The following is a 26,083-nucleotide window of genomic DNA, read 5'->3' on the forward strand; positions in this document are numbered from 1 at the left end:
ATGATTACCCTACTGGTCTCAGCTTCGGGAAACGCGTATGACTGTCACCCGCCCCCGTGCCGAGCGCGGCGCATTTCCGCCAGGCACTGAACATTATGGACGTTCGCTACTAGGCGCGCCGCTAATCTGGTTTCCGGCGCCTGCCGTCAATCGCGAAAGCGGCCTGATACTGGCTGGCACCCACGGGGATGAAACCTCATCCGTGGTGACGCTCTCCTGTGCGTTACGCACCTTAAATCCAACCCTTCGCCGTCATCATGTCGTACTTGCCGTTAATCCTGATGGCTGTCAACTGGGGTTAAGGGCAAATGCGAATGGCATTGATCTAAACCGTAACTTTCCCGCCGCCAACTGGAAAGCGGGTGAGACAGTTTATCGCTGGAATAGCCGCGCGCAAGAGCGTGATGTCGTGCTGCTAACCGGCGACCATCCCGGCTCAGAACCGGAAACCCAGGCGCTTTGCCAGTTAATTCATCGACTCCAACCCGCCTGGGTCGTCTCTTTTCACGATCCGCTAGCCTGCATTGAAGATCCACGTCGCAGCGAGCTAGGCGAGTGGCTGGCCGATGCGTTTGCGTTGCCGCTGGTGACCAGCGTAGGTTACGAAACGCCCGGTTCGTTTGGCAGCTGGTGCGCCGACCTCAACCTGCACTGCATTACCGCCGAGTTTCCCCCTGTTTCCGCCGATGAAGCCAGCGAAAAATACTTGCTGGCGATGTCGAATCTGCTCCGCTGGCATCCTAAAGATGGAGTTGACCCGTCGTAAAGCGTAGCGCGGGCTCAACATCAACCGCCAGCCATGTTGGGCCATCAAGATCGGCGAAGCTCACCTGCGGCATAAGCGGCAGCGCGGCGCTAATCGCTCTTGATGTACAGAGCATACAGCCCAGCATCAGGCCGAATCCTTGCTCCCGCGCCTCCGTTGCCAGCGCCAGCGCCTCGGTCAGACCGCCGGTTTTATCCAGCTTAATGTTGATCATATCGTAGCGCCCCGTCAGGGCTTTCAGACTACTGCGAGTATGGCAGCTCTCATCTGCACAGATGGGCAACGGATGAATAAAATTTTCCAGGGCGGCGTCATCCTGCGCGGGCAGCGGTTGCTCCAGCATCGCGACATTCAGATCCGCCAGTAACTGGCAACGCGCCGCCAGCCCCTCCGGACGCCACGATTCATTGGCGTCCACAATGAGCGTCGCCTCCGGCACCGCCGAGCGGATCGCCACCATACGTTCGCTAATCAAACGAGCATCGAGTTTAATTTTCAGCAACGTCGCCCCTTTTTCCCATAGTGCCGCCGCACTGGCTGCCATCTGTTCCGGCGTGCCTATCACTACCGTTTGCGCGGTAGTAAAAACCGGGGCCAGCGTCACGCCGAGCAGCCCGGCAAGGCTTTGCTGCCGCTGGCGGGCTTGCAAATCCCATAAGGCGCTATCCACCGCGTTGCGCGCCGCGCCTGCCGGCAACAGTTTCTGCAATGCTTCGCGAGTCAGCCCGTTTTCCAACTGAGGCACAATACTCATGATTTGCGCCATGACCGAGGCATCACTTTCACCATAACGTGGATATGGCGTACATTCCCCGATGCCTTTCACGTCCTCTTCTTCCAGTTCGACAACGACAACATGCGCTTCGCTTCGGCTACCACGCGCAATAACAAAAGGCGTATGTAACGGCCAGGTTTCCTCATATACCTTAACAGATCTCATCTCTTCCCCTCTGATAGCGCCGGACGCGGCTTGCTACAAATAGTATTTGCCGTGTTAATGAATAATGACTTAAACTGGATTTCGACGTTAACTATAAGTAAATAGGAACATAATTATGTCACAGACTGTACATTTCCAGGGTAACCCGGTCACCGTTGCCAACGTTATTCCGCAGGCTGGTAGCAAAGCACAGGCTTTTACTCTTGTCGCAAAAGATTTGTCTGACGTTTCCCTCAGCCAATATGCAGGCAAACGCAAAGTGCTGAATATTTTCCCAAGCATTGATACTGGCGTATGCGCCGCATCAGTTCGTAAGTTTAATCAACTGGCCACAGAAGTGGAGAATACCGTCGTATTGTGCGTTTCTGCTGACCTGCCTTTTGCACAGTCGCGTTTTTGCGGCGCGGAAGGCCTGAGCAACGTTATTACGCTTTCCACTCTGCGTAATAACGAGTTTCTGAAAAACTACGGCGTCGAAATCGTTGACGGCCCGCTGAAAGGTTTGGCGGCGCGCGCAGTCATCGTGCTTGACGAAAACGACAACGTTATTTTCAGCCAGTTGGTGGATGAAATCACCCACGAGCCGGATTACGACGCCGCGCTTAATGTCCTGAAGGCATAAGCCAGCGCCTGCTGGCGCTACGTTTGTCAGTGCTACAGGCGGTGCTCTTTTGTCACAAGAAGGCCTCTATCCGGAGGCCTTCTTGTTTTCTACTCTTCACCCTTCTTCTGGCTCAGACCATATTCACGCAGCTTATTGGCAATCGCGGTATGCGATACCCCCAACCGTTTCGCCAGTTTACGCGTACTCGGATAGCTACGATAAAGCTGGGTCAGGACAGAACGTTCAAAACGACTGGTAATGTCATCCAGCGAGCCTTCCATCGCATCCTCGCCGACTGCCACCGTCGCGGCATCGTAGTCAGGCAGCAGGATATCCTGCGGACGCAGCTCATACCCTTCCAGTTGCGTCAGCGCCCGGTAAATCGCATTTTTAAGCTGGCGAACGTTACCCGGCCAGCCGTAACGAGTGAGGACCGTACTCAGATCGGCAGACAGTTTCGGTCGCGGAACGCCCTGTTCGTCGGCAAAACGCGCCACGAACAGTTCGGTCAACGGCATAATATCCTGCGGACAATCGCGCAACGGCGGCAAATTAAGCGTCAGAACGTTAAGTCGATAATAGAGATCTTCGCGGAACAGTCCTTTTTGCACCAGCTCCACCAGATTTTTCTGCGTGGCGCAGATAACACGGACATCAACATGAATTTCGTGATCTTCGCCGACGCGACGGAACGTACCATCGTTGAGAAAACGCAGCAGCTTCGCCTGCATACGCGGCGACATTTCGCCAATTTCATCCAGCAGCACCGAACCGCCATTCGCCTGTTCAAAGAAACCTTTTTTACCTTCCGGCGCATGGCCAAATAGTTCGCTTTCTACCGCATCTTCCGGGATCGAAGCGCAGTTGAGCGCCAGATACGGTTTCGCTGAACGAGGGCTTGCCTGGTGACAGGCATAGGCGAAAAGATCTTTGCCGGTTCCCGTATCGCCGGTAATCAGCAGCGGCGCGCTGAGCATCGCCAGTTTGCGCGCCTGCTCAACGACGTGCTTCATCTTTGCGCTCACGGCAATAATCTGACTAAACGCGCTCAGATCCTGCGTGGACAAATTCTGTAGCTGCTGCCCCATACGAATCGTGGAACGCAACATCACGACCGCCCCGGTCAACACGTATTCGTCATTTTCGTTTTGTAAATGTACCGGCGTAATCTCCATCAGGAAGTTTTGCCCGTTGATCACGACATGTTCGTTATGGGAGCTTTGCGGGTTACCGTCCAGCCAGCGCTGAAAATTGAAGCCGTTGATTAATTGTGCGGCGGTATGGTGCCGCATTCGCTCCTGGCTCTGGGCAAAAAGTTGACAACTCGCCGGGTTCGCCATCTCCACTTTACTCTTCATATCCAATGAGAGCACCGGCTCCGGCAACGCCTCAAGCAGCGCGCTCAGGGCCAGATGTTCACGTTCGGACGGCATCCAGGGAACGGTACGGACATCCGTTACGCCGGAAATACGGCGGATTTCGGCCATCAGGCTGCTGAAGTCGGTGAATTCCAGCTCAGCAAAATTAAGATAAATTCGCCCAATGGGATCAATCTCGATTCCGCGTAAATCAATGCTACGTAACACCAGTAAATCAAGTAATTCGCGGGTCAGACCAAGTCGGTCTTCACAAAAGACTTCCAGACGCATGGGAACCTTCACCTGAATAATGAACCATTAAATAGATGATAAGCCACTATTCGGCTGGCAGGAAGGATTCTGTCAACAAATATTGACAGCATGGCGGAAAAACGGGCGCTGCGGCGTAAAGCCAGGCCGTCAGCGCCATGTGAAAGGTCATTTCTCAGGCGACGACTTACTCTTTTGCAGCGTCTCTTTTAGCTGACCGATAAGCTGACGACGAAAATCACCGAGACGTGGTTTATCGTTATCGATCCACGGCAATGGTCGACATAGCTCCATCGCTTTTATTCCCAGTCGAGCGGTAAGGAGACCTGCGCCAATCCCCTGCGCCGCACGCGTGGACAAGCGTGCGGCCAGATCCTGAGACATCCAGTCCATACCGACTTCACGCACCAGCTCACTGGCTCCCGCAAACGCGATATTCAGCAACACCAGACGGAACAGACGAAGGCGGCTGTAATAACCAAGTTCAATGCCATACAGCGTTGCGATGCGGTTAATCAGGCGTAAATTACGCCAGGCAATAAACGCCATATCCACCAACGCTAACGGGCTGACGGCGATCATCAGAGTCGATTCCGCGGCGAAACGGCTAATCTCACGTCGCGCCTGCGCGTCAAGTACCGGCTGTACCAGATTCGCATACAAACCGACGATTTCCCTGTCGTTTTGCGTTTCGTGAATAGCGGCATACCAACGTTGTAATGCCGGATGTGATTGATCAATCCCCGCCTGCTGCGCCAGTTTTTCGCAAAATGCGCGACCTTTCCCGACGCTATGGCTATGTAACAGTTCACGCGCTTCATCGCGTTCATGCGCCCGCTGGCGCAAGCGCCATAATCGCCGCCACTCCGTGACCACCGATCCCACGCCAGCGCCAACGATCAGCGCGCCTGCGGCACAGCCGCCTAAAGCGACCCAGTCCTGAGTTTGCCAGGCATTCATTGTCCACTGTACGCCTTGCCCGACCACGCTCGCGCCAAACAGCGCCAGTCCTCCCATCACCATTTTACGCCACAGGCTGCGTTTGGGGCGCAGCGCGGCATCGACCGCCGCTTCTGCCGCGCCTTCGTCTTCCGGGCGCTCATCGATAGCTGCAGGCGCAAATGTACGCGACTCCGCTTCGCTGAAAGTTTGCTGCGCTTTGAAGGCCGACGTAGGTTCCTCCTTTAGCGGTTCTGCAAAATCAATACGCGGTTTTAACGGTTCGCTCATCGCAGCTTATCTCCTATTAAAAACTCCAGCGCAGCGTCCAGACGAATATGCGGTAACGGTTTATCAACATCCATCACCTGCGGACGAAAGGCTTCGAACTGAAAACCCTGACTATCCCAAAACGCTTGCCCCGGCAAACGCGAAGGCACTTCGCCGGGGTACACGGTTAACGGCGCGCCGTCACTCAAACGGTTTCCACGTAAAGCCGGGATTTTTTCGCCGTTGACCTCAATCACACCGCTGGTGGTCGCCTGTACCGACGCCAGCCCCAGGCAATCCATACTAATGCCTTCAAACGCGGCATTTTGCCAGGCATCCTGAATAAGCTGCTGGAGCAAGGCCACCATATTGGCATGTTGGTCGAGGGTGACATGGTCGGCTTTCGTCGCGGCGAACAGCAATTTATCAATCACCGGCGAAAACAAACGACGAAACAGAGTCCGCTGGCCATAGTGAAAACTTTGCATCAGCTGCGTTAAGGCGAGACGCATATCATTAAACGCCTGCGGCCCGCTATTAAGCGGTTGCAGACAGTCGACCAGCACAATCTGGCGATCAAAGCGTAGAAAATGATTTTTGTAGAACCCTTTGACCACTTTTTCGCAATAGTAGTTAAAGCGTTCGCGCAGCATTCCAGCGTTGGTCTGTTTATCCGCCTGCGCCAGTTTTGACTCGCCGAAGGCGTCCACATCCGGCCACGGGAAAAACTGCAATGCTGGCGCGCCCGCCATATCGCCCGGCAAAACAAACCGTCCAGGCTGAATAAAATGCAATCCCTGCGATTTACACTGATGCAAATAATCCGTCCAGGCGGCGGCAATCTCCGCCAGCCGGTTTTCATCGGCGGGCGCCAGCGGATCGAGCCCGTCGCAAAGTTGCCGCCATTTTGCGGCCCACTCAGCGCGTTGTCCTTGTAACAAGCCGTTCATCTGACGGGACCAGCTTAAATAATCCTGAGCCAGCATGGGCAGATCGAGTAACCATTCCCCTGGGTAGTCCACAATCTCCAGATACAATGTCGAGGTATCTTTAAAATGGCGCAGCAGCGAGTCGTTGGAGCGATAGCGCAACGCCAGCCGAATCTCACTGACGCCGCGCGTCGGTGTGGGCCAGGCGGGAGGATTGCCATAAAGCTGAAGTATCCCCTCGTCGTAGGTAAAACGGGGAATACCAAAATCACGTTGAGGCACACGCTTTACGCCAAGCAGGCGTTCTTCGCGTACCGCGCTGAGCAACGGTAAGCGCGCGCCCGCGTGGACATTAAGCAACTGGTTAACCATCGCCGTAATAAACGCCGTTTTACCGCTGCGGCTCAACCCGGTTACGGCAAGACGCAAATGCCTGTCTACCCCACGATTGACCAGCGCGTTGAATTCAGTTTTAAGTCGCTTCATTGACATCCTGTTGAGCCTGAAGAGAAGAAAAAATAATAATGAGCCTGCGTTATAGATATGTGCAAAAACGTTATTATCAACTACCCGGAGAGATCAACAACGGCGCATTAAGCGCCGCGGTTAGTATGAGTATTGAGCAATAGATTATCTATTTTTTTACTTTCGGCATATCAAGACGACTGATACCGCCCATATTCATCGCGTGCGTATACCCCATATCAAGCAACATTTGTTTTGCCATGCCCGACTGTCGCCCGGAGTTGCAATATAACTTTACCGTATCGTTCCTGTCTGGAACTACCGTTTCGATATGAGATTTAATCTCCTTCAATGGGATATTAATCGCGCCCTGAATATGCTCTCGCTGATATTGTTCCGGAATGCGGACATCTATCCAGTATTCTGCGGCATAAAGCGGCATGGCTATGAATAACGCTAACGCAAATATTCCTTTTTTCAACATACTTCCGTCCTGACACGTAATGTATTTCGCACACACTATACGCCAGAGCTTAACGAAATATTATGACCAGACTCGCTATTTGTAACGCTGCGAAATTTTATTCGCCGCCTTACGAAGTACTGGCTCCAGCGCAAACGCCAGCAACATTTTTAGCGGACGACGGGCGACGGATTTTACCGCCCATCCCGCCACGCCGGCAGGCCCGTAGCGTAACGCGGTCAACAGAACCAGCTTACCTGCTATTTTGAAGCCGGGCTTCACCTTCTGCCCGGCGCGTTGCCAGCGAGTATTCATCTTCACCTTCCCGATATATCACTTACAGTTGACGGAAACGACTACGCAGTGTGAACGTATCTGACGTGACGTAGCGTTCCATTTCTCGCAAACGCTTTTCGCCTGCGGCAAGCTCTCTGTCTACGGTATCCAGCAGTTCGCCGCTGGTCGGCTGCGGTTTGCCTGCGGCCAGATTATCCGGCATAGGGTCCAGTACAAAAGACAGAACGATATAGGCCACTACGGTAAAAAACGCCAGCCCAAAGAAAATCGACAGCACGACCAGAATACGCACCAGTTTTACCGGTACATCAAGGTAGTCGGCGATCCCGGCGCAAACGCCACGCACCATGCCCTTTTGCGGCATACGCCATAGTTTTTTATTCAGATTGATTCCACCCATTAGCGCTCTCTCCAGTTCGGATGCTCTGCATCAAGAATGTCTTCCAGCGCCTGAATGCGCTCGCGCATACGTTGCGCATCGTCTGTGAGTTGCAGTAAGCGTTGCTGCTCGCTTTGCGACAGTTCTCCCCGACCGGCGCGGTTGCTGTAATGCAGCCACAGCCAAATCGGTAACACAAACAACACAAAAATGGTTAACGGGATGGCCAGAAATAGCGCGCTCATGCGTTCTCCTTACACCTAAAGCTGATGAGCGACGGCGCGTATCGGCGCCGCCATTGTCATTATTGATTATCTTGCTTCATTTTGGCTTTCAACTGCGCCAGCTGCTCGCTGATTTCATCATCGGCTTTCAGGTTGGCAAACTGTTGGTCCAGCGATTGCTGCTTACCAAAACGATGGCTTTCCGCTTCCGCTTCCATTTGATCGATACGACGTTCAAAGGATTCAAACCGCGCCATGGCTTCATCCAGTTTGCCGCTGTCAAGCTGACGACGGACATCGCGGGAAGAACTCGCCGCCTGATGACGCAGCATCAGCGCCTGCTGGCGAGCGCGTGTTTCGCTGAGTTTGTTTTCCAGCTCGCCAATCTCTTTCTTCATGCGCGCCAGCGTGTCATCCACCAGCGTGACTTCCTGTTCAAGCGTAGCAATTAAATCGGTCAGCTTTTGTTTTTCAATCAATGCGGCGCGCGCCAGATCGTCTTTATCTTTGCGCAGGGCCAGTTCCGCTTTTTCCTGCCACTCGATCTGCTGAGCCGTAGCCTGTTCAATACGACGGGATAACTGTTTCTTTTCCGCTAAAGCTCGCGCGGAGTTCGAGCGAACCTCCACCAGCGTATCTTCCATCTCCTGAATCATCAGGCGCACCAGCTTCTGCGGATCTTCCGCTTTTTCCAACAACGCATTGATATTGGCGTTCACGATGTCGGCAAAACGAGAAAAAATACCCATAATTCAATCCTCACATAATGTTCTGATAACGGGCGATGCCCTGCTATGTGATTAATACAATTTGCGTGCCAACTTTTCATACCACTGATAATAAAGAAATTGTTTCGTTTTACCTCGCCAGCAAAAAAGGATAAAGTGGTGAAAAACACTAACAAGTGGCGATTTTCATCATGGCTGAATTTAAAGATAACCTGCTCGGCGAGGCAAACCGTTTTCTTGAAGTACTGGAACAAGTCTCCCGGCTCGCGCCGCTGGATAAGCCAGTGCTGATTATTGGCGAACGCGGGACGGGTAAAGAACTTATCGCCAATCGACTGCATTATCTCTCTTCACGCTGGCAGGGGCCGCTTATCTCGCTTAACTGCGCGGCGCTTAACGAAAATCTGCTGGACTCCGAACTGTTTGGCCATGAAGCGGGCGCTTTTACCGGGGCGCAAAAACGTCATCCCGGTCGCTTTGAACGCGCCGATGGCGGCACGCTGTTTTTGGATGAACTGGCGACAGCGCCGATGCTGGTACAGGAAAAGCTGCTGCGGGTGATTGAATATGGCGAGCTAGAGCGCGTCGGCGGCAGCCAGCCGTTACAGGTTAATGTGCGATTAGTATGCGCCACTAATGCCGATTTACCCGCCATGGTGAAGGAAGGGACATTTCGTGCCGATCTGCTCGACAGGCTGGCTTTTGATGTTGTACAACTGCCGCCGCTGCGCGAACGCCAGAGCGATATCATGCTGATGGCCGAGCACTTTGCTATTCAGATGTGTCGTGAGCTACGTCTGCCCTTATTTCCCGGTTTTACCGATCGGGCAAAAGAAACGTTGTTGCATTACGCCTGGCCAGGTAATGTCCGCGAGCTGAAAAACGTAGTCGAACGTTCAGTGTATCGCCACGGCAGTAGTGAACAACCTTTGGATGAAATTGTTATCGATCCTTTTCAACGCCATCCCGCTGAACCGCCCGCGCCCGCCCTGCCAGCGGCATCCGTCACGCCTGACCTGCCGCTCAAATTACGTGAGTTTCAACTGCAACAGGAAAAAGCGCTGCTGCAACGTAGCTTACAGCAGGCGAAGTTTAACCAGAAACGAGCCGCCGATTTGCTGGCGCTCACCTACCACCAGTTTCGCGCCTTGCTTAAAAAGCATCAGCTTTAGCTATTTCTCCGGCTAATTGACGACATTTACGCCAGTTATCCACCGACATTTTTACGTGGCGGGCCGAAGTGCGATACACTTTGCAAATTGAACTTCAAAAACTTAACTATTATGCGCCTGGTTTTATCGTCTCTGATCGTGATAGCGGGTCTACTAAGTAGTCAGGCTACGGCTGCGACTGCGCCCGAACAAACTGCGAGTGCAGATATTCGCGATAGCGGCTTTGTGTATTGTGTCAGCGGGCAGGTCAACACCTTTAATCCGCAAAAAGCGAGCAGCGGCCTCATCGTCGATACCCTGGCCGCCCAGTTATATGATCGCCTGTTGGATGTCGATCCCTATACTTATCGTTTAGTCCCAGAGCTGGCAGAAAGCTGGGAAGTGCTGGATAACGGGGCAACGTACCGTTTTCACCTGCGCCGCGACGTTTCCTTTCAAAAAACCGCCTGGTTTACGCCGACCCGAAAACTCAATGCTGATGATGTCGTCTTTACCTTTCAGCGGATTTTCGATCGTCGACATCCGTGGCATAACATCAACGGCAGTAGCTTCCCCTACTTTGATAGCCTACAGTTCGCCGACAATGTAAAAAGCGTGCGTAAGCTGGACAATAACACCGTTGAGTTTCGCCTGACGCAGCCAGACGCCTCCTTTTTATGGCATCTGGCTACACACTACGCTTCCGTCATGTCCGCTGAGTACGCCGCGCAGCTTAGCCGAAAAGATCGTCAGGAACTGCTAGACCGCCAACCGGTCGGTACCGGGCCTTTCCAGCTTTCGGAGTACCGTGCCGGGCAGTTTATTCGTCTCCAGCGCCACGATGGGTTTTGGCGCGGCAAACCGCTGATGCCGCAAGTGGTGGTGGATTTAGGCTCCGGCGGTACCGGGCGTTTATCGAAATTACTGACCGGTGAATGCGATGTTCTGGCCTGGCCCGCCGCCAGCCAGCTAACTATTTTACGCGACGATCCGCGTTTACGTCTGACGTTGCGCCCGGGGATGAATATCGCCTATCTGGCCTTTAACACCGATAAGCCGCCGTTGAATAATCCCGCAGTGCGCCATGCGCTGGCCTTATCGATCAACAACCAGCGCCTGATGCAGTCGATTTATTACGGCACGGCGGAAACCGCAGCCTCCATTTTACCGAGAGCCTCATGGGCTTACGATAACGATGCCAAAATTACGGAGTACAATCCGCAAAAATCGCGCGAACAGCTAAAAGCGCTGGGCATTGAGAATCTTACGCTGCATCTCTGGGTGCCGACCAGTTCTCAGGCCTGGAACCCAAGTCCGCTAAAAACGGCGGAGCTTATTCAGGCGGATATGGCGCAGGTTGGCGTAAAAGTGGTCATTGTGCCGGTTGAAGGTCGTTTTCAGGAGGCGCGCCTGATGGATATGAATCACGATCTGACCTTATCCGGCTGGGCCACGGACAGCAACGATCCGGATAGCTTTTTCAGACCGCTGTTAAGCTGTGCGGCCATCAATTCGCAAACCAATTTCGCCCACTGGTGTAACCCTGAATTTGACAGCGTGCTGCGTAAGGCACTGTCGTCGCAGCAGTTGGCTTCGCGCATAGAAGCGTATGAGGAAGCGCAGAATATCCTGGAGAAAGAGCTGCCGATACTGCCGCTGGCATCATCACTACGCCTGCAGGCTTACCGCTACGATATTAAAGGGCTGGTGTTAAGCCCGTTCGGCAATGCGTCTTTTGCCGGCGTCTCCCGCGAAAAACACGAAGAGGTGAAAAAACCATGATTATCTTCACCCTGCGTCGGTTATTGCTGTTGCTGGTGACGCTCTTCTTCCTGACCTTTATCGGCTTTAGCCTGAGCTATTTTACGCCGCATGCGCCGCTACAAGGCGCATCATTATGGAATGCCTGGGTTTTCTGGTTCAACGGTCTGCTGCACTGGGACTTTGGCGTGTCCAGCATTAACGGCCAGCTGATCTCCGAACAGCTTAAAGAGGTGTTTCCCGCCACGATGGAGCTGTGCATTCTCGCCTTTGGTTTTGCGCTGATGGTCGGCATCCCGGTCGGGATGCTGGCGGGCGTGACGCGTAGCAAATGGCCGGATCGTTTTATCAGCGCGCTGGCACTATTAGGTTTCTCAATTCCGGTTTTCTGGCTGGCGCTTCTGCTCACACTGTTCTTTTCGCTCACGCTGGGGTGGCTGCCGGTATCCGGGCGATTTGACCTGCTTTATGAAGTTAAACCGGTTACCGGTTTCGCCATCATTGACGCCTGGATTTCAGATTCGCCATGGCGTGATGAAATGGTGATGAGCGCCATACGGCATATGGTTTTACCGGTGCTCACGCTCTCCGTCGCGCCGACCACAGAAGTGATCCGCCTGATGCGAATCAGCACTATTGAGGTCTACGATCAGAACTACGTTAAAGCGGCGGCCACGCGCGGCTTATCGCGCTTTACGATTTTACGCCGTCACGTGTTGCATAATGCGCTGCCGCCGGTCATTCCCCGTCTTGGTCTGCAGTTTTCAACCATGTTAACGCTGGCGATGATTACCGAAATGGTTTTCAGCTGGCCTGGGCTGGGACGATGGTTAATTCACGCCATTCGTCAGCAGGACTATGCCGCTATTTCCGCTGGCGTGATGGTCATTGGGTCGCTGGTTATTGTGGTCAATGTGATTTCCGATATTTTGGGTGCTATGGCTAACCCTCTGAAACATAAGGAATGGTATGCCTTACGATAGCGTATACAGCGAAAAGCGCCCGCCAGGCACCCTGCGCACTGCCTGGCGTAAATTTTATAGCGACGCGCCTGCGATGGTGGGTCTGTATGGATGCGCCGGTCTGGCGTTGCTGTGTATTTTTGGCGGCTGGATCGCGCCCTATGGTATCGATCAGCAATTTCTGGGCTATCAGCTACTGCCACCCTCCTGGTCACGCTATGGCGAAGTCTCCTTTTTTCTGGGGACTGACGATCTGGGGCGCGATGTGCTGAGCCGCCTGTTAAGCGGCGCGGCGCCCACGGTCGGCGGCGCGTTTATCGTAACGCTGGCGGCTACGCTATGTGGATTAGTCCTCGGCGTAGTGGCAGGCGCGACGCACGGTTTACGCTCTGCCGTGCTGAACCATATTCTGGACACGCTGCTTTCCATCCCTTCGCTCTTGCTGGCGATTATCGTCGTGGCATTTGCCGGCCCACATCTGTCACACGCGATGTTTGCCGTCTGGCTGGCCCTGTTGCCGCGAATGGTACGTTCCGTCTACAGCATGGTGCATGATGAACTGGAAAAAGAGTACGTCATTGCCGCCCGTCTGGATGGCGCGACAACGCTGAATATTCTGTGGTTCGCCATTTTACCGAATATTACCGCCGGTCTGGTCACCGAAATTACCCGGGCGCTGTCGATGGCGATTCTGGACATCGCCGCGCTGGGATTTTTAGATCTCGGCGCGCAGCTTCCCTCTCCTGAATGGGGCGCCATGTTGGGGGATGCGCTGGAGCTAATCTATGTCGCGCCGTGGACCGTTATGCTACCCGGCGCGGCGATAACGCTCAGTGTTTTACTGGTAAACCTGCTCGGAGATGGGATTCGTCGTGCGATTATTGCGGGGGTGGAATAATGCCGTTACTGGATATCCGCAATCTCACCATTGAATTTAAAACCAGCGAAGGTTGGGTAAAAGCGGTCGATCGCGTCAGTATGACATTAAGCGAAGGTGAAATTCGCGGCCTGGTAGGTGAATCGGGTTCCGGAAAGAGCTTGATTGCTAAAGCTATTTGCGGCGTCGCGAAAGACAACTGGCGAGTCACTGCCGACCGTATGCGTTTTGATGATATCGATCTGCTGCGCCTCTCCTCACGTGAACGGCGTAAGCTGGTCGGACATAATGTGTCGATGATCTTCCAGGAGCCGCAGTCGTGCCTTGATCCTTCCGAACGCGTCGGCCGCCAGTTAATGCAAAATATTCCCGCCTGGACCTATAAAGGCCGCTGGTGGCAGCGTTTAGGCTGGCGTAAACGGCGTGCAATTGAATTACTGCACCGGGTGGGAATTAAAGATCATAAAGACGCGATGCGCAGTTTTCCCTATGAACTGACCGATGGTGAGTGTCAGAAAGTTATGATCGCTATCGCGCTGGCGAATCAACCGCGACTCCTGATCGCTGATGAACCCACCAACTCAATGGAACCAACGACGCAGGCGCAAATTTTTCGCCTGCTGACCCGACTGAATCAAAACAGTAATACCACCATTCTGTTGATTAGCCACGACCTGCAAATGCTGAGTCAGTGGGCTGATAAAATCAACGTTTTATACTGCGGCCAGACGGTAGAAACCGCGCCAAGTAAAGATCTGGTGACGATGCCACATCATCCTTATACGCAGGCGCTTATCCGCGCGATTCCGGATTTTGGCAGCGCGATGCCGCATAAAAGCCGTCTGAATACGCTGCCAGGCGCGATCCCGCTACTGGAGCAGTTACCGATAGGTTGTCGTCTGGGGCCACGCTGCCCTTACGCGCAACGAGAATGCATTATCACGCCACGCTTAACCGGCGCGAAAAATCATCTCTATGCCTGTCATTTTCCGCTGAATATGGAGAGAGAGTGATATGGTGGAAACTCTGCTTGAAGTGCGCAACCTGAGTAAAACCTTTCGCTACCGGACAGGATGGTTTCGTCGCCAGACCGTCGACGCCGTGAAACCATTAAGCTTTACGCTTCGTGAGCGTCAGACCCTGGCCATTATCGGCGAAAACGGTTCCGGCAAATCCACGCTGGCGAAGATGCTGGCCGGCATGATTGAACCCACCAGCGGCGAGCTTCTTATTGACGATCATCCCCTGCATTACGGCGACTATTCGTTTCGAAGCCAACGTATTCGAATGATTTTTCAGGACCCCTCAACGTCACTGAATCCACGTCAACGTATTTCGCAGATCCTTGACTTCCCCCTGCGCCTTAATACCGATCTGGAGCCGGAACAGCGGCGCAAACAGATTGTCGAGACGATGCGTATGGTGGGGCTATTGCCCGATCACGTAAGCTACTACCCGCATATGCTGGCGCCGGGGCAGAAACAGCGTCTGGGCCTGGCCCGCGCGCTGATTTTACGCCCTAAAGTCATTATCGCGGACGAAGCGCTGGCTTCGCTTGATATGTCCATGCGCTCGCAGCTCATCAATCTGATGCTTGAATTGCAGGAAAAGCAAGGCATCTCCTATATCTATGTCACGCAGCATATCGGCATGATGAAGCATATTAGCGATCAGGTATTAGTGATGCATCAGGGGGAAGTGGTTGAACGCGGCAGCACCGCCGATGTGCTCGCCTCTCCGCTACATGAGCTTACCCGCCGTTTAATCGCAGGCCATTTTGGCGAGGCGCTGACCGCTGACGCATGGCGAAAGGATCGCTAAGCGAAACAAATACCCTCAGTTCGATTCTCTGAGGGTGTTCATGCGACTGCCCAACAGCAATGTTTCAACCTCTTCTAACGCAACGGAAGGAAATAACGTGCCCTGGGTTGCCCAAATGCCTGCCGTTTTTAACACCGGCAAATAGCGTGTGTTTTCCTGGCCCCCCACCACGATCTTGTCACAATAACGCGCCGGATATGTTTGACAAGCAGCGGAAACGTCATTTTTTCAATTTGTGAGACAAAAAAGCTGCGATCAAGTTTTACGCCGCTAAAACACCCGCAAACTAATGGCGCAGCAGTTGCATTCCCTACGCCCAGGTCGCCCAGCCATAATGGATTAGGTTGCTTATGAAGCGCGTGTATTAAAGGATCGATTAAGGCGTTATCTTGACATGAAAAATGTTCAGCGACCTGCAGCTCCACAAATAGCATGGCGTGTAGTAATGCGCGAATATCTTTATCCTGAAGGACAAGCTGCGCCATACCCCGATCAATATTTACGATACAGAATAGGCCGTGGCGTAGAAACCAGCCATGTTTGGCCGCGATTGTCCGCAACAGATCAAGCAGAAAACGGCGCTTCTGCGAATTGTCCCATGACGAGATAACAAACTCAGGATGTAGCGGACGAGCGGGCGACGATGCAAAATGGGTAGTGATTTCGACACCCAGTAAATCCCCCTCCATTGCCCTTATCGGCTCTGCCATAAAAAAATAGCGCATGTGACCACTCCACTTGATCTTAACTCCCTGATAATGCGCTTTTAACGCAAATCAATCAATAAAAACGATCAATATATAAAAAATGATCGAAAAAACAATATATGTTAACTTCATGATAACTTGCTAATTTTATGTTTTGAGAATGTTCTTCTATTGCTATAAGGAAATTTACATACTACGCCGAACAACGCTAATACGACGGCATGAGACCATCCGTAAAGCCAGGTTTTTCTTGTCAGGCAGAGGGGAAAAATCAAGGCGAGTTAATGTTGTTACACCATTGCGAGGCATTTCACCCACTATGGCAGCGCGGCATCGCCAACCCTAGTGGCGAGTTGCATCTCCGCTACAGGCTGTCCAGATCCCCCGAACGACCTTTAAGCGAATAGCAACTCTCAATAATTGATCGGTAAATCTGTAGCGAATGTGCCCCCGGCGATTCGCAGAAAAGAACGGAACTAAATGCTATTTTTTTAATTCATCCTTTAATACCTTAGCCACAAGAGTCCCTTCCTCCGGCGCGGCTAGTTTAAAACGTCTTCCTGGCGCAGGTGTCTGTTCTTCCTCTCCGATTAACGCATCAAGATCCGTAATAAGTGACTTATAATATTCAACATCTTCAGTATTTCCTTCGGTCTCGGCCCGCTTTAATTTTATCATGTGATGGGCCTTAATTTGCTCTTCCAGTTGCCTTGTTGCAAGAGAAACGCTTCGCTGTTGCCGTGATTCTTGTGATAACACGATTTGATCGCCATCCACAAAGAAAAGAACCCCCTCTTTAACCAGAATATTACCTAAGATATTTATATCATGCATATAAACCCCCCGGGATTTAAGAAGCGCCTCCGCCATTCGATAGTTATCTTCATCTTCAACATCGAACTCCTGACCTTGAATATATTTTGAAACTAAAACCGTAACGTCTTTACCATTAATATTCATGATGGCCGAACGAGAAAAATTCTTGTCGTCATTGGCCATATTCAAATACTTACTGACACGATCAGGATGACAATTACGATGCTCCGGAGAGTTAACATCCACTTTTATTCCCCGCTCATTAACTGGAATCTTAACAACAAAGTCATCATGTAACCGATAGACTGTCCCATAACTTCCGCTACCTATTTTATTTTTTTCAATATCACGCATGCGAATATTTTTCTGAAACTCCGGCGAGTTAATAAACGCCTCTATTGCCGCTGGTTGTGATGCATCCGTCTGATCAATAGCGCCGCTCTCATAACCAGACGCCGTGGCGGGCGTGGTCAGGAAGTCTATCAAACGTTGCTCAAAAGCCTCATAGATTCCATTACTACCTGCCTCGCTCGGCGGTAGATTATCATTACCCAAAGCGGCAAGCGTAATTTCCCCGTTATTATAATTAAACATCGTTTCTTTTAAAAAATCGACGCAACGTTCAGAACACTCCGTCTCGGTCACTAATACTCCATCGTAAAACATCTGTAGTAGTAACATATTTTCTTGATGTGCTAATACCTCTACAGTGTATTTATCTATTGTTTCAGGTCTGGAGGCATCAATAAGTTTAATATATCCAAGAAGGGGGCGCCATCGTGTACAGTCTTCATCTCGCTTCGAAAATGGTCCTGGAGAGAAAGGCCCTTTAATATCGGGATGCTCTTTTTTTTGGCACAGTAGATTATAGATTTCTCTATAATCAGAAATTAAACTTCGCCTGGTAAATATATTCCTGAAAAAATCTATAAATTTCTCACACGTTGAAAAAACATGTTCTCTTTTATTATCGATGATATCTCTTAAATACCTTTCTGATATCTGGCAACTATGATTTCCGATCTGAAATGTAAACGGCATATGTCTCATCCTCTGAAAATTTATTATAATACACATGCAAACATATAAAAACCTGATTTGTAACTACTGTAACCACCTGATTTCCAAAATTTTTCATATTCAGTATTACTCTGCATCAATAAATAGAGAAAACCTTCAGCACCTAAAAAAGAAATTATTTTTGTTAAGCATTTGCTGGTTAAAGTTACATGTCCATAACATCGCTAATAGGTGAGGTAAACCATTTGGATGAATATTCAGGCTTCCTACAGAACCTTTATTTGTCTGGTGGAAAGCGCATCGCTATCGTACTTGCTATCCGTCCCGGTGTCTCTGGTTGGATGAGGCGAACCTTACACCAGCTGGTATACTGCACCGTAGGGCCTGTCCCATTAGACTCTTTGATTTGCCAGTTTGGCCCTGGGGAGTGCTCAAAATCCTCAGGGACTTCGTTACCGTGTGGTTTTAGAACGTCACCTGCCGGAGATAGCGGCGGAAAAATAGCGTGACACACGGGGCCAGGAGTGGGATATAATTTCAGACTAATTTCGAATAATGTTGAAAAGTTGCTGTTAACCATTGTTCGTAAAAGCAAAAAATAAGCAATGACTATAAGGATTAAAGCTATGGGTTTTCTTTCCGGTAAGCGCATTCTGGTCACTGGCGTGGCCAGTAAACTGTCCATCGCCTACGGTATCGCACAGGCGATGCACCGCGAAGGAGCTGAACTGGCGTTCACCTACCAGAACGACAAACTGAAAGGCCGCGTAGAAGAATTTGCTGCCCAGCTGGGTTCCAGCATCGTTTTACCGTGTGATGTCGCTGAAGATGCCAGCATTGACGCTATGTTTGCGGAGCTGGGTAACGTTTGGCCGAAATTTGACGGTTTTGTACACTCGATCGGTTTCGCGCCTGGCGATCAGCTGGACGGCGATTATGTTAATGCGGTTACCCGCGAAGGCTTTAAAGTCGCTCACGATATTAGCTCTTACAGCTTTGTTGCCATGGCGAAAGCCTGCCGCACCATGCTGAATCCGGGTTCTGCGCTGTTGACCTTGTCTTATCTGGGAGCGGAGCGCGCCATCCCGAACTACAATGTCATGGGTCTGGCGAAAGCCTCTCTGGAAGCCAACGTGCGTTATATGGCAAACGCTATGGGACCGGAAGGGGTTCGCGTCAACGCCATCTCTGCGGGTCCAATCCGCACGCTGGCGGCGTCCGGTATTAAAGACTTCCGTAAAATGCTGGCGCATTGTGAAGCCGTTACGCCAATTCGTCGCACCGTGACCATTGAAGATGTGGGTAACTCAGCGGCGTTTCTGTGTTCCGATCTCTCGGCAGGCATTTCTGGCGAAGTCGTCCATGTTGACGGCGGGTTCAGCATTGCGGCAATGAATGAACTGGAACTGAAGTAAGCGCATTAAGTTTATTAGCGGGCGGCACGGCTGTGCTGCCCCATTCCCCTCACTCACCACTCATCTCGTTATATAGCGTTCTGATATTTGTTATCACCTAACAATCTTTCATCCCTTTCCCGCATACGCCAGGATAATCCAGCATAAACGATCCGACGCCGAATCATTATCGATCGCCATTTCATCCTCGGGAAACCCTATGGAACAATGCCGAAAAGCGGGTAAAAGCCACTGGTATCATGAAACACAATCCACTATGTCGTCACAAACCCCGCTTTCGCTAATGCCGGAAGCCGCGTATGTTAACGATCGTTTTTTACTGGATTTAACGGTAGCAGAAACCGCGTTGACGCCTTTTGAGTCATGGTTAAAGCCCGCTCGCCAGTTGGCGGATGTCTTATTTCCCCGCACGGTTCTCAACGACCGGCTTCATACGTTTAGCGCCTATGAACGTATGAGCACCGCGCTGACCGCCGCTCAGGTATTTGGGGTTCAGCGTTTGTGTCGCTATTATGCCGCGCGTCTGGCGCCGCTACCTGGCCCTGACGCCTCAAGAGAGAGCAATCAACGGCTGGCGCAAATTACGCAATACGCTCGTCAGCTTGCCGGCTCCCCCTCCGTTATCAATACGCGGGCCCGCGAACAGCTTGCAGAGGTGGGATTAACCGCCCGGGATACCGTACTCATCAATCAGATCATTGGGTTTATCGGTTTTCAGGCGCGGGTAGCGGCGATATTTCAGGCGTTTTGCCGTCTGCCCGTGCGCGAACTGCCCGGCCAGGAGATGCAGCGCTTTGCCAGGGCCGCGCGGTTTCAAAACCCCCAGACGATATGGCGGCCCGCCGCCAGTCTGGTAGAATATCCTCCAGCCCATACCAAAGTTCGGCGGCAATATTCGTCTTCACAATGCCAAATGATGGCGCCGGTACTCATGCGCGATCCGTCTTCATTCGCGTTACTCGAACGCATACTGACCAGCACATTACACACTGCATCGCCCCCTTCTTTACTTCCACTTATCACGCTCCTCACATCACGTATCAACGGCAGCGCCGCCTGCTTTAACGAACAGGCAACCCAACCTGGCGCGTGGCGTCGCGCTGTCATCACGTTACGCCAGGAAGACGACGACATCGCTCGTTGGGAACTTGAGCCTGCGCTGACACAGGCGATACAATGACTCACCAGAGCGCCCGATCGCTTTAGCGCCGCGCATTTTTTCCCGCTACTCACCAGGGGAGTTTCATCGGAGCAGGCCATTAATATGTTAGGCTGGTGCGGCGTGTGCGGATGGTTAAATCGTTTAAAAATCGCGTTGGGCGAAACCTATTAACTCATCCATTACTGAAAGAGCGCTTGCTGCGCCAGGCAGAATCGCGTAAAACTGTCAGCCGCTCTTTTGGCTACGAAAATAGACGAATATGTTTCAGGACAACCCGCTGCTAGCGCAGCTTAAACAGCAACTGCATTCCCAGACGCCGCGCGCTGAAGGGGTCGTAAAAGCCACGGAAAAAGGCTTTGGCTTCCTTGAGGTTGACGCGCAAAAAAGCTATTTCATTCCTCCGCCGCAGATGAAAAAAGTGATGCATGGCGATCGTATCGTCGCGGTCATCCACACGGAAAAAGAACGTGAGTCTGCCGAGCCGGAAGAACTGATCGAACCGTTCCTGACGCGTTTTGTGGGAAAAGTTCAGGGTAAAAATGACCGCCTGTCCATCGTGCCGGATCATCCGTTGCTGAAAGACGCGATTCCCTGCCGCGCCGCGCGCGGCGTTCAGCATGAGTTCAAAGAAGGTGACTGGGCGGTTGCCGAAATGCGCCGCCATCCGCTTAAAGGCGACCGTTCGTTTTACGCCGATTTAACGCAGTACATCACCTTTGCCGACGATCACTTTGTTCCCTGGTGGGTTACGCTTGCCCGCCACAACCTGGAAAAAGAAGCGCCGAACGGCGTAGCGACGGAGATGCTTGACGAAGGGCTAGAGCGTCAGGATCTGACCGCGCTGAATTTCGTCACTATCGATAGCGCCAGCACTGAAGATATGGATGACGCGCTATATGCTGAGGAATTAGCGGACGGCAGACTCCAGCTTACGGTGGCTATCGCCGATCCTACCGCCTGGATTGCCGAAGGCAGTAAGCTGGATAACACAGCGAAAATTCGCGCCTTCACCAACTACCTGCCGGGCTTCAATATTCCTATGCTGCCGCGTGAGCTGTCTGACGATCTGTGTTCGCTGCGCGCCAACGAAGTGCGTCCGGCGCTCGCCTGTCGCATGATAATCGCCGCGGACGGCACCATTGACGATGATATCGCCTTTTTTGCGGCCACCATCGAATCGAAGGCCAAGCTGGCGTACGACAATGTCTCCGACTGGCTGGAAAATAACGGCACCTGGCAGCCGGATAACGAAGGCATTGCCCAGCAGATTCGTCTGTTGCACCGTATTTGTCTAAGCCGCAGTGAGTGGCGTCATCATCATGCGTTAGTCTTTAAAGACCGCCCGGATTACCGCTTTGTGCTTGGCGAAAAAGGCGAAGTACTGGATATTGTGGCGGAACCGCGCCGTATCGCTAACCGTATCGTAGAAGAGTCGATGATCGCCGCTAACCTTTGCGCCGCGCGCGTACTGCGCGATAAGCTCGGTTTCGGTATTTACAACGTACATACGGGCTTCGATCCCGCGAATGCCGACGCGCTGGCCGCGCTGCTGAAAACGCATGGTCTGCATGTCGATGCCGAAGAGGTGCTGACGCTGGAAGGCTTCTGTAAACTGCGTCGCGAACTGGATGCGCAGCCCTCCGGTTTCCTTGACAGCCGCATTCGTCGCTTCCAGTCTTTTGCGGAAATCAGCACCGAGCCGGGGCCGCATTTCGGTCTTGGTCTTGAGGCTTACGCCACCTGGACCTCTCCTATCCGTAAGTATGGCGATATGATTAACCATCGCCTGCTGAAAGCGGTCATCAAGGGGGAAGCTATTGCGCGTCCGCAGGAAGATATCACCCAACAAATGGCGGAACGCCGTCGCCTGAACCGCATGGCGGAGCGCGATGTCGGCGACTGGTTATATGCACGCTTCCTTAACGATAAGGCGGGGACAAATACCCGTTTCGCGGCAGAAATTATTGACGTCAGCCGCGGTGGTATGCGCGTGCGACTGGTCGATAACGGCGCTATCGCCTTTATCCCTGCCCCGTTCCTGCACGCCGTTCGCGATGAACTGGTATGCAGCCAGGAAAACGGTACGGTACAGATTAAAGGTGAGACGGTTTATAAAGTGACGGATGTCATTGATGTCACTATTGCGGAAGTTCGCATGGAAACCCGCAGCATTATTGCCCGACCGGCAGCGTAACCACGCTTAGCTCACTCAACGGCCTTTGCTGAGAAGGCAAAGGCCGTTTCTTTTCTTCTTCTCCCTTCCGTCATGCTCTAAGTTTAATCTTATTCAAGCGCCCCATTTCTTGTTATTTTTAGCTGGCGACTATGCTTTTTCCAGAATCTGGATTACATATGAATACATAGATAAAACAATACGTTCAGCCATAATTACCCTTATTTATAACATGGCTAACCTTTCTTTTCGGGCACCTGGCGCTTAAATGGGATGGTACGCATGATGAAACAGATTCAGGAACAAACGGCGCTAAATCCCCTTCACTCTCACTGGCGTCTGGCTGATGACCGCAACGTGCTGTATCTCTCCCCGACAGGTGAAACGGATGCAGAAAAAACGGTTGAGCTATCGCCGGAACAAGCCGGGCGTATCCGGGAAATAACGGCGATTACGTCCAGTCTGCTGATAACGTTGTTGATAGAAAAACAGGTTACCGCTGTGCACCTGGTAGGCCGTAAGATTAATAACCGTGAATGGGCTGGCAGCCTGGCAACCTGGCCTGATACGCCTGCCGTCTCGCCAACGCAGGCGCAGGAGCTCTCTTTTGCCGAGCAAATCGTATCAGAAGCCAACTCAGTCATTGCGATACTGGATAGTCGGGGAAAAATCTGTCGATTTAATCGGTTATGCGAAGAGTACACAGGCTTAAAAGAGCGAGATGTAATTGGTCAAAGCGTCTTTAAATTATTTATGAGCCGCCGGGAGGCGGTTGCCTCCCGACACTACATTGAGAATTTTTTTCGCAATGGCAATGCCTATGAAATCGAACGCTGGATAAAGACCCGTAAAGGCCAACGCCTGTTCTTATTTCGTAATAAATTCGTCCATAACGGTAGCGGAAAAAACGAAATTTTCCTGATCTGCGCAGGCACGGATATCACCGAAGAAAGGCGGGCTCAGGAGCGTTTACGCATACTGGCGAATACAGACACCGTCACCGGCCTGCCCAATCGCAATGCTATTCATGAATTTATTAATCATGCTATTGCCTCGGCTGGCGAGTCGCAGGTGGGTATCGTTTATCTCGATCTGGATAACTTCAAGAAAATTAATGACGCCTATGGGCATATGTTTGGCGATCAGCTCTTACAGGCCGTTTCGCTGGCGCTGTTGAGTTGTCTGGAGGAAGATCAATTGCTGGCCAGACTGGGGGGAGATGAATTCATTGTCCTCGCTGCCCATACGTCTCAGGCCGCGCTGGAAGCAGTAGCCTCACGAATCCTTACCCGTCTGCGGCAACCGTTTCGTATTGGACTCATTGAAGTTTACACGGGATGCGCCATTGGCATTTCGTTGGCCCCCCGGCACGGACAGGACAGCGAAAGTCTCATTCGCACTGCCGACACCGCAATGTATAACGCCAAAGAAGGCGGCCGCGGTCAGTTCTGCGTTTTTTCGCCGGAAATGAATCAGCGCGTATTTGACTATCACTGGCTGGATACAAACCTGCGAAAAGCGCTGGAAAACGACCAGTTACTTATTCACTATCAGCCCAAAATTACCTGGCGCGGCGAAGTACGTAGCCTGGAAGCGCTGGTACGCTGGCAATCGCCGGAACGCGGATTAATTCCGCCGCTGGAGTTCATCTCATACGCCGAAGAGTCAGGACTCATCGTCCCGCTGGGCCGCTGGGTGATTCTGGATGTAGTTCGCCAGATTGCGAAATGGCGCGATAAGGGGATTAACTTGCGCGTAGCCGTTAACTTTTCGGCGCGACAACTGGCCGACCAGACGCTTTTTACTGCGCTTAAACAGGCTTTGTACGATCTGAATTTTGAGTATTGCCCGATCGATGTCGAGCTAACGGAAAGCTGCCTGATCGAAAACGACACGCTGGCGCTATCGGTTATCCAGCAATTTAGTCAGCTCGGCGCCCAGATTCATCTGGATGATTTTGGCACAGGGTATTCTTCGCTTTCTCAACTCGCCCGGTTCCCTATTGATGCCGTTAAACTGGATCAGGCTTTCGTCAGAGATATCCATAAGCAACCGCTGTCGCAATCTCTGGTTAGGGCGATTGTCGCGGTGGCTCAGGCGCTAAATTTACAAGTGATTGCCGAAGGTGTAGAAAATGCTAAAGAAGATGCCTTCCTGACAAAAAACGGCGTCAATGAACGACAGGGCTTTTTATTCGCCAAACCTATGCCCGCCGTTTCTTTTGAACGCTGGTACAAACGTTATCAGACGAAAAAAATGCGTTAATGGCGACGATAATAGGGAGAACAGCCTGTGCAGACAGGCATAGCCCTATTTTTCCCTTCTCTTTTCAGATTAATTTCTGCATCATGAATTGAAACCTTTTCTGACATTAAGGATGACAAACATGTCTGATATCGAAGCACAACGAATTGCCGCACGCATTGATACCGTGCTGGATATCCTTGTTGCTGGCGATTACCACTCGGCCATCAATAACCTTGAAATATTGAGAGCAGAGCTGTTAGATCAGGTTAAAGACGGTATCTCGCCATCCCAGGCTCCCGGGTCGCCCTGGGAAATCTGATAGCGATTATTTGTCCGGGATGGCCGTTAGCCCTTCCCGGCTCTCTGACTGTCTGTTGACTCCTCTTAACGAATAAAATTAATACTATGAACTCCCGACAACAATCAATTTTGCAAATGGTGGTTGATAAAGGCCAGATGAGCGTTGCTGAACTGGCGAAAATTACCGGCGTATCTGAAGTCACGATTCGTCAGGATCTGAATACCCTGGAAAAGCAGAGCTATTTACGCCGTGCGCACGGTTTCGCCGTTTCGCTTGAGAGCGATGACGTAGAGACTCGCATGATGACGAACTACACGCTAAAACGCCGACTGGCGGAGTTCGCCGCCTCGCTGGTCAGTCCAGGGGAATCCGTTTTTATTGAAAATGGCAGCAGCAATGCGCTATTGGCCCGGACGCTGGCGGAACAAAAAGATGTCACGATCATCACCGTGAGCAGTTATATCGCGCACCTGCTCAAAGAGACCCCTTGCGAAGTCATTCTCCTCGGTGGAATCTATCAGAAAAAAAGTGAAAGCATGGTAGGGCCGTTGACGCGACAGTTTATCCATCAAGTGCATTTCAGCAAAGCATTTATCGGTATTGATGGCTGGCAGGCTGATACCGGTTTTACCGGACGCGACATGATGCGATCGGATGTGGTTAACGCTGTTCTGGAAAAAGGCTCAGAAGCGATTGTCCTCACCGACAGCTCCAAATTTGGCTGTGTGCATCCCTATCCCCTGGGCCCGCTCTCTCGCTTCCATCGTGTCATTACGGATTCCAAAATTTCCGCCAGCGATCAAATGCAGTTAGAACATGCGGGGCTGCTAGTCAATGTTATTGGCTCATCCGTTTAAAATATTTCCCGATGGTTTGCCCTATGGCAAATCATCCTCTCTCTAAGACTTTTCTGACATCCCAATTAAGACTATTTACCTGTTGTAACGAGCGTAACGTCGTAAAATTAATATTAGCGAAATAACAGGAAGTGACTATCACCTGCGTGATATACCCCTGCGCAATCAGGTTTTACGGAAA

The 26,083-nt window shown here is 51.8% G+C and carries 26 protein-coding genes and 26 other annotated features; of the genes, 15 read left to right on the forward strand and 11 right to left on the reverse strand.

Annotated elements, in window-relative coordinates:
* Positions 1–37 precede the first annotated feature (37 nt).
* Positions 38–766: a putative carboxypeptidase gene (gene ycjI / locus STM1680; protein NP_460638.1), complete on the forward strand. Its 729-nt coding sequence runs from the start codon at positions 38–40 to the stop codon at positions 764–766.
* Here the strand turns inward: ycjI and ycjG are convergent.
* Positions 741–1,717 (reverse strand): muconate cycloisomerase gene (gene ycjG, locus STM1681; RefSeq protein ID NP_460639.1). Within the gene, positions 741–1,706 belong to an annotated coding region; the region does not span the whole gene. The genes ycjI and ycjG overlap by 26 nt on opposite strands.
* Positions 1,712–1,717, reverse strand: a ribosome-binding site (putative RBS for ycjG; RegulonDB:STMS1H001867). (Overlaps the previous gene by 6 nt.)
* Positions 1,718–1,808: 91 nt before the next feature.
* Positions 1,809–1,814: a ribosome-binding site (putative RBS for tpx; RegulonDB:STMS1H001868), on the forward strand.
* On the opposite strand from ycjG, the gene tpx reads away from it, so the two are divergent.
* Positions 1,809–2,328 (forward strand): thiol peroxidase gene (tpx, locus tag STM1682; RefSeq protein ID NP_460640.1). Within the gene, positions 1,822–2,328 belong to an annotated coding region; the region does not span the whole gene. Its footprint overlaps the feature before it by 6 nt.
* Positions 2,329–2,417: 89 nt before the next feature.
* Here the strand turns inward: tpx and tyrR are convergent.
* The 8 genes from tyrR to pspA form a co-directional block, all read right to left on the reverse strand.
* Positions 2,418–4,081 (reverse strand): transcriptional regulator of aromatic amino acid biosynthesis genes (aroF, aroG, tyrA) and aromatic amino acid transport gene (gene tyrR, locus STM1683; RefSeq protein NP_460641.1). Within the gene, positions 2,418–3,959 belong to an annotated coding region; the region does not span the whole gene.
* Positions 3,969–3,974 (reverse strand) — a ribosome-binding site (putative RBS for tyrR; RegulonDB:STMS1H001869). Its footprint overlaps the gene before it by 6 nt.
* Positions 4,026–4,048 (reverse strand) — a protein binding site (putative binding site for TyrR, RegulonDB: STMS1H000385).
* Positions 4,054–4,062: a -10 signal (putative -10_signal for tyrR; RegulonDB:STMLTH004497), on the reverse strand.
* Positions 4,073–4,081: a -35 signal (putative -35_signal for tyrR; RegulonDB:STMLTH004497), on the reverse strand.
* A gap of 25 nt (positions 4,082–4,106) precedes the next feature.
* Positions 4,107–5,184 (reverse strand): putative inner membrane protein gene (gene ycjF / locus STM1684; RefSeq protein ID NP_460642.1). Within the gene, positions 4,107–5,168 belong to an annotated coding region; the region does not span the whole gene.
* Positions 5,165–6,581, reverse strand: a protein-coding gene (gene ycjX, locus STM1685; protein ID NP_460643.3) for a putative ATPase. Within the gene, positions 5,165–6,568 belong to an annotated coding region; the region does not span the whole gene. The genes ycjF and ycjX overlap by 20 nt, the downstream gene beginning before the upstream one ends.
* Positions 5,179–5,184 (reverse strand) — a ribosome-binding site (putative RBS for ycjF; RegulonDB:STMS1H001870). It overlaps the preceding gene by 6 nt.
* Positions 6,576–6,581 (reverse strand) — a ribosome-binding site (putative RBS for ycjX; RegulonDB:STMS1H001871). (Lies within the gene ycjX.)
* A gap of 129 nt (positions 6,582–6,710) precedes the next feature.
* Positions 6,711–7,037 (reverse strand): phage shock protein gene (gene pspE / locus STM1686; protein ID NP_460644.1). Within the gene, positions 6,711–7,025 belong to an annotated coding region; the region does not span the whole gene.
* Positions 7,032–7,037 (reverse strand) — a ribosome-binding site (putative RBS for pspE; RegulonDB:STMS1H001872). (Overlaps the previous gene by 6 nt.)
* Before the next feature lie 63 nt (positions 7,038–7,100).
* Positions 7,101–7,328 (reverse strand): phage shock protein gene (gene pspD, locus STM1687; RefSeq protein NP_460645.1). Within the gene, positions 7,101–7,319 belong to an annotated coding region; the region does not span the whole gene.
* Positions 7,323–7,328 (reverse strand) — a ribosome-binding site (putative RBS for pspD; RegulonDB:STMS1H001873). (Overlaps the previous gene by 6 nt.)
* A gap of 13 nt (positions 7,329–7,341) precedes the next feature.
* Positions 7,342–7,716, reverse strand: a protein-coding gene (gene pspC, locus STM1688) for a phage shock protein (protein NP_460646.1). Within the gene, positions 7,342–7,701 belong to an annotated coding region; the region does not span the whole gene.
* The gene (gene pspB / locus STM1689) for a phage shock protein (protein ID NP_460647.1) occupies positions 7,701–7,936 on the reverse strand. Within the gene, positions 7,701–7,925 belong to an annotated coding region; the region does not span the whole gene. Before pspB ends, pspC begins: the two co-directional genes overlap by 16 nt.
* Positions 7,711–7,716: a ribosome-binding site (putative RBS for pspC; RegulonDB:STMS1H001874), on the reverse strand. It overlaps the preceding gene by 6 nt.
* Positions 7,931–7,936, reverse strand: a ribosome-binding site (putative RBS for pspB; RegulonDB:STMS1H001875). Its footprint lies within the gene pspB.
* A 48-nt stretch (positions 7,937–7,984) precedes the next feature.
* Positions 7,985–8,665, reverse strand: a protein-coding gene (gene pspA / locus STM1690) for a phage shock protein (RefSeq protein NP_460648.1). Within the gene, positions 7,985–8,653 belong to an annotated coding region; the region does not span the whole gene.
* Positions 8,660–8,665 (reverse strand) — a ribosome-binding site (putative RBS for pspA; RegulonDB:STMS1H001876). It overlaps the preceding gene by 6 nt.
* A 143-nt stretch (positions 8,666–8,808) precedes the next feature.
* Positions 8,809–8,814, forward strand: a ribosome-binding site (putative RBS for pspF; RegulonDB:STMS1H001877).
* On the opposite strand from pspA, the gene pspF reads away from it, so the two are divergent.
* The 6 genes from pspF (at position 8,809) to sapF (ending at position 15,204) form a co-directional block, all read left to right on the forward strand.
* The gene (gene pspF, locus STM1691; RefSeq protein ID NP_460649.1) for a transcription activator occupies positions 8,809–9,804 on the forward strand. Within the gene, positions 8,824–9,804 belong to an annotated coding region; the region does not span the whole gene. (Overlaps the previous feature by 6 nt.)
* A gap of 111 nt (positions 9,805–9,915) precedes the next feature.
* Positions 9,916–11,565, forward strand: a complete 1,650-nt coding sequence (sapA, locus tag STM1692; protein NP_460650.1) for an ABC superfamily peptide transport protein — start codon at positions 9,916–9,918, stop codon at positions 11,563–11,565.
* Positions 11,548–11,553: a ribosome-binding site (putative RBS for sapB; RegulonDB:STMS1H001878), on the forward strand. (Overlaps the previous gene by 6 nt.)
* Positions 11,548–12,527 (forward strand): ABC superfamily peptide transport protein gene (gene sapB, locus STM1693; protein NP_460651.1). Within the gene, positions 11,562–12,527 belong to an annotated coding region; the region does not span the whole gene. The genes sapA and sapB overlap by 18 nt, the downstream gene beginning before the upstream one ends.
* Positions 12,504–12,509, forward strand: a ribosome-binding site (putative RBS for sapC; RegulonDB:STMS1H001879). It overlaps the preceding gene by 6 nt.
* Positions 12,504–13,404 (forward strand): ABC superfamily peptide transport protein gene (gene sapC, locus STM1694; RefSeq protein ID NP_460652.1). Within the gene, positions 12,514–13,404 belong to an annotated coding region; the region does not span the whole gene. The genes sapB and sapC overlap by 24 nt, the downstream gene beginning before the upstream one ends.
* Positions 13,396–13,401 (forward strand) — a ribosome-binding site (putative RBS for sapD; RegulonDB:STMS1H001880). It overlaps the preceding gene by 6 nt.
* Positions 13,396–14,396 (forward strand): ABC superfamily peptide transport protein gene (gene sapD / locus STM1695; protein ID NP_460653.1). Within the gene, positions 13,404–14,396 belong to an annotated coding region; the region does not span the whole gene. Before sapC ends, sapD begins: the two co-directional genes overlap by 9 nt.
* Positions 14,382–14,387 (forward strand) — a ribosome-binding site (putative RBS for sapF; RegulonDB:STMS1H001881). Its footprint overlaps the gene before it by 6 nt.
* The gene (gene sapF, locus STM1696) for an ABC superfamily peptide transport protein (protein NP_460654.1) occupies positions 14,382–15,204 on the forward strand. Within the gene, positions 14,398–15,204 belong to an annotated coding region; the region does not span the whole gene. The genes sapD and sapF overlap by 15 nt, the downstream gene beginning before the upstream one ends.
* A gap of 128 nt (positions 15,205–15,332) precedes the next feature.
* Here sapF and STM1697 read toward each other — a convergent pair.
* The gene (locus STM1697; protein ID NP_460655.1) for a putative diguanylate cyclase/phosphodiesterase domain 2 occupies positions 15,333–15,936 on the reverse strand. Within the gene, positions 15,333–15,929 belong to an annotated coding region; the region does not span the whole gene.
* Positions 15,931–15,936, reverse strand: a ribosome-binding site (putative RBS for STM1697; RegulonDB:STMS1H001882). Its footprint overlaps the gene before it by 6 nt.
* Before the next feature lie 458 nt (positions 15,937–16,394).
* Positions 16,395–17,775, reverse strand: a protein-coding gene (locus STM1698; protein ID NP_460656.1) for a putative inner membrane protein. Within the gene, positions 16,395–17,768 belong to an annotated coding region; the region does not span the whole gene.
* Positions 17,770–17,775: a ribosome-binding site (putative RBS for STM1698; RegulonDB:STMS1H001883), on the reverse strand. (Overlaps the previous gene by 6 nt.)
* Positions 17,776–17,802: 27 nt before the next feature.
* On the opposite strand from STM1698, the gene STM1698A reads away from it, so the two are divergent.
* The 7 genes from STM1698A to yciT all read left to right on the forward strand — a co-directional run bounded on the left by STM1698A (position 17,803) and on the right by yciT (position 25,902).
* Positions 17,803–17,982, forward strand: a complete 180-nt coding sequence (locus STM1698A; protein NP_460657.1) for a putative e6 protein — start codon at positions 17,803–17,805, stop codon at positions 17,980–17,982.
* Positions 17,952–17,957: a ribosome-binding site (putative RBS for ycjE; RegulonDB:STMS1H001884), on the forward strand. (Overlaps the previous gene by 6 nt.)
* Positions 17,952–18,256 (forward strand): putative cytoplasmic protein gene (ycjE, locus tag STM1699; protein ID NP_460658.1). Within the gene, positions 17,957–18,256 belong to an annotated coding region; the region does not span the whole gene. Before STM1698A ends, ycjE begins: the two co-directional genes overlap by 31 nt.
* Positions 18,257–18,360: 104 nt before the next feature.
* Positions 18,361–18,366, forward strand: a ribosome-binding site (putative RBS for fabI; RegulonDB:STMS1H001885).
* The gene (fabI, locus tag STM1700) for an enoyl-[acyl-carrier-protein] reductase (NADH) (protein ID NP_460659.1) occupies positions 18,361–19,162 on the forward strand. Within the gene, positions 18,374–19,162 belong to an annotated coding region; the region does not span the whole gene. It overlaps the preceding feature by 6 nt.
* Before the next feature lie 199 nt (positions 19,163–19,361).
* Positions 19,362–20,342, forward strand: a complete 981-nt coding sequence (gene yciW / locus STM1701) for a putative cytoplasmic protein (RefSeq protein ID NP_460660.1) — start codon at positions 19,362–19,364, stop codon at positions 20,340–20,342.
* Between the two features lie 59 nt (positions 20,343–20,401).
* Positions 20,402–20,410 (forward strand) — a -35 signal (putative -35_signal for rnb; RegulonDB:STMLTH004498).
* The gene (gene rnb / locus STM1702; protein NP_460661.1) for an RNase II occupies positions 20,402–22,518 on the forward strand. Within the gene, positions 20,584–22,518 belong to an annotated coding region; the region does not span the whole gene. It overlaps the preceding feature by 9 nt.
* Positions 20,429–20,437, forward strand: a -10 signal (putative -10_signal for rnb; RegulonDB:STMLTH004498). Its footprint overlaps the gene before it by 9 nt.
* Positions 20,577–20,582, forward strand: a ribosome-binding site (putative RBS for rnb; RegulonDB:STMS1H001886).
* Before the next feature lie 252 nt (positions 22,519–22,770).
* Positions 22,771–22,776, forward strand: a ribosome-binding site (putative RBS for yciR; RegulonDB:STMS1H001887).
* Positions 22,771–24,762 (forward strand): putative PAS/PAC domain protein gene (gene yciR / locus STM1703; protein ID NP_460662.1). Within the gene, positions 22,780–24,762 belong to an annotated coding region; the region does not span the whole gene. (Overlaps the previous feature by 6 nt.)
* Positions 24,763–25,149: 387 nt before the next feature.
* A complete protein-coding gene (yciT, locus tag STM1704) occupies positions 25,150–25,902 on the forward strand; it encodes a putative deoR family regulatory protein (RefSeq protein ID NP_460663.1) in 753 nt (250 codons plus the stop codon).
* Positions 25,903–26,083 lie beyond the last annotated feature (181 nt).

Origin of the sequence: Salmonella enterica subsp. enterica serovar Typhimurium str. LT2 (assembly GCF_000006945.2) — a bacterium.
Lineage (GTDB): Bacteria > Pseudomonadota > Gammaproteobacteria > Enterobacterales > Enterobacteriaceae > Salmonella > Salmonella enterica.

Bases quoted from the DNA above. Each gene is read 5' to 3' on its own strand.
- ycjI (NP_460638.1), top strand. From the start codon at position 38: ATGACTGTCACCCGCCCCCGTGCCGAGCGCGGCGCATTTCCGCCAGGC.
- ycjG (NP_460639.1), bottom strand. From the start codon at position 1,706: ATGAGATCTGTTAAGGTATATGAGGAAACCTGGCCGTTACATACGCCT.
- tpx (NP_460640.1), top strand. From the start codon at position 1,822: ATGTCACAGACTGTACATTTCCAGGGTAACCCGGTCACCGTTGCCAAC.
- tyrR (NP_460641.1), bottom strand. From the start codon at position 3,959: ATGCGTCTGGAAGTCTTTTGTGAAGACCGACTTGGTCTGACCCGCGAA.
- ycjF (NP_460642.1), bottom strand. From the start codon at position 5,168: ATGAGCGAACCGTTAAAACCGCGTATTGATTTTGCAGAACCGCTAAAG.
- ycjX (NP_460643.3), bottom strand. From the start codon at position 6,568: ATGTCAATGAAGCGACTTAAAACTGAATTCAACGCGCTGGTCAATCGT.
- pspE (NP_460644.1), bottom strand. From the start codon at position 7,025: ATGTTGAAAAAAGGAATATTTGCGTTAGCGTTATTCATAGCCATGCCG.
- pspD (NP_460645.1), bottom strand. From the start codon at position 7,319: ATGAATACTCGCTGGCAACGCGCCGGGCAGAAGGTGAAGCCCGGCTTC.
- pspC (NP_460646.1), bottom strand. From the start codon at position 7,701: ATGGGTGGAATCAATCTGAATAAAAAACTATGGCGTATGCCGCAAAAG.
- pspB (NP_460647.1), bottom strand. From the start codon at position 7,925: ATGAGCGCGCTATTTCTGGCCATCCCGTTAACCATTTTTGTGTTGTTT.
- pspA (NP_460648.1), bottom strand. From the start codon at position 8,653: ATGGGTATTTTTTCTCGTTTTGCCGACATCGTGAACGCCAATATCAAT.
- pspF (NP_460649.1), top strand. From the start codon at position 8,824: ATGGCTGAATTTAAAGATAACCTGCTCGGCGAGGCAAACCGTTTTCTT.
- sapA (NP_460650.1), top strand. From the start codon at position 9,916: ATGCGCCTGGTTTTATCGTCTCTGATCGTGATAGCGGGTCTACTAAGT.
- sapB (NP_460651.1), top strand. From the start codon at position 11,562: ATGATTATCTTCACCCTGCGTCGGTTATTGCTGTTGCTGGTGACGCTC.
- sapC (NP_460652.1), top strand. From the start codon at position 12,514: ATGCCTTACGATAGCGTATACAGCGAAAAGCGCCCGCCAGGCACCCTG.
- sapD (NP_460653.1), top strand. From the start codon at position 13,404: ATGCCGTTACTGGATATCCGCAATCTCACCATTGAATTTAAAACCAGC.
- sapF (NP_460654.1), top strand. From the start codon at position 14,398: ATGGTGGAAACTCTGCTTGAAGTGCGCAACCTGAGTAAAACCTTTCGC.
- STM1697 (NP_460655.1), bottom strand. From the start codon at position 15,929: ATGCGCTATTTTTTTATGGCAGAGCCGATAAGGGCAATGGAGGGGGAT.
- STM1698 (NP_460656.1), bottom strand. From the start codon at position 17,768: ATGCCGTTTACATTTCAGATCGGAAATCATAGTTGCCAGATATCAGAA.
- STM1698A (NP_460657.1), top strand. From the start codon at position 17,803: ATGCAAACATATAAAAACCTGATTTGTAACTACTGTAACCACCTGATT.
- ycjE (NP_460658.1), top strand. From the start codon at position 17,957: ATGTCCATAACATCGCTAATAGGTGAGGTAAACCATTTGGATGAATAT.
- fabI (NP_460659.1), top strand. From the start codon at position 18,374: ATGGGTTTTCTTTCCGGTAAGCGCATTCTGGTCACTGGCGTGGCCAGT.
- yciW (NP_460660.1), top strand. From the start codon at position 19,362: ATGGAACAATGCCGAAAAGCGGGTAAAAGCCACTGGTATCATGAAACA.
- rnb (NP_460661.1), top strand. From the start codon at position 20,584: ATGTTTCAGGACAACCCGCTGCTAGCGCAGCTTAAACAGCAACTGCAT.
- yciR (NP_460662.1), top strand. From the start codon at position 22,780: ATGATGAAACAGATTCAGGAACAAACGGCGCTAAATCCCCTTCACTCT.
- yciT (NP_460663.1), top strand. From the start codon at position 25,150: ATGAACTCCCGACAACAATCAATTTTGCAAATGGTGGTTGATAAAGGC.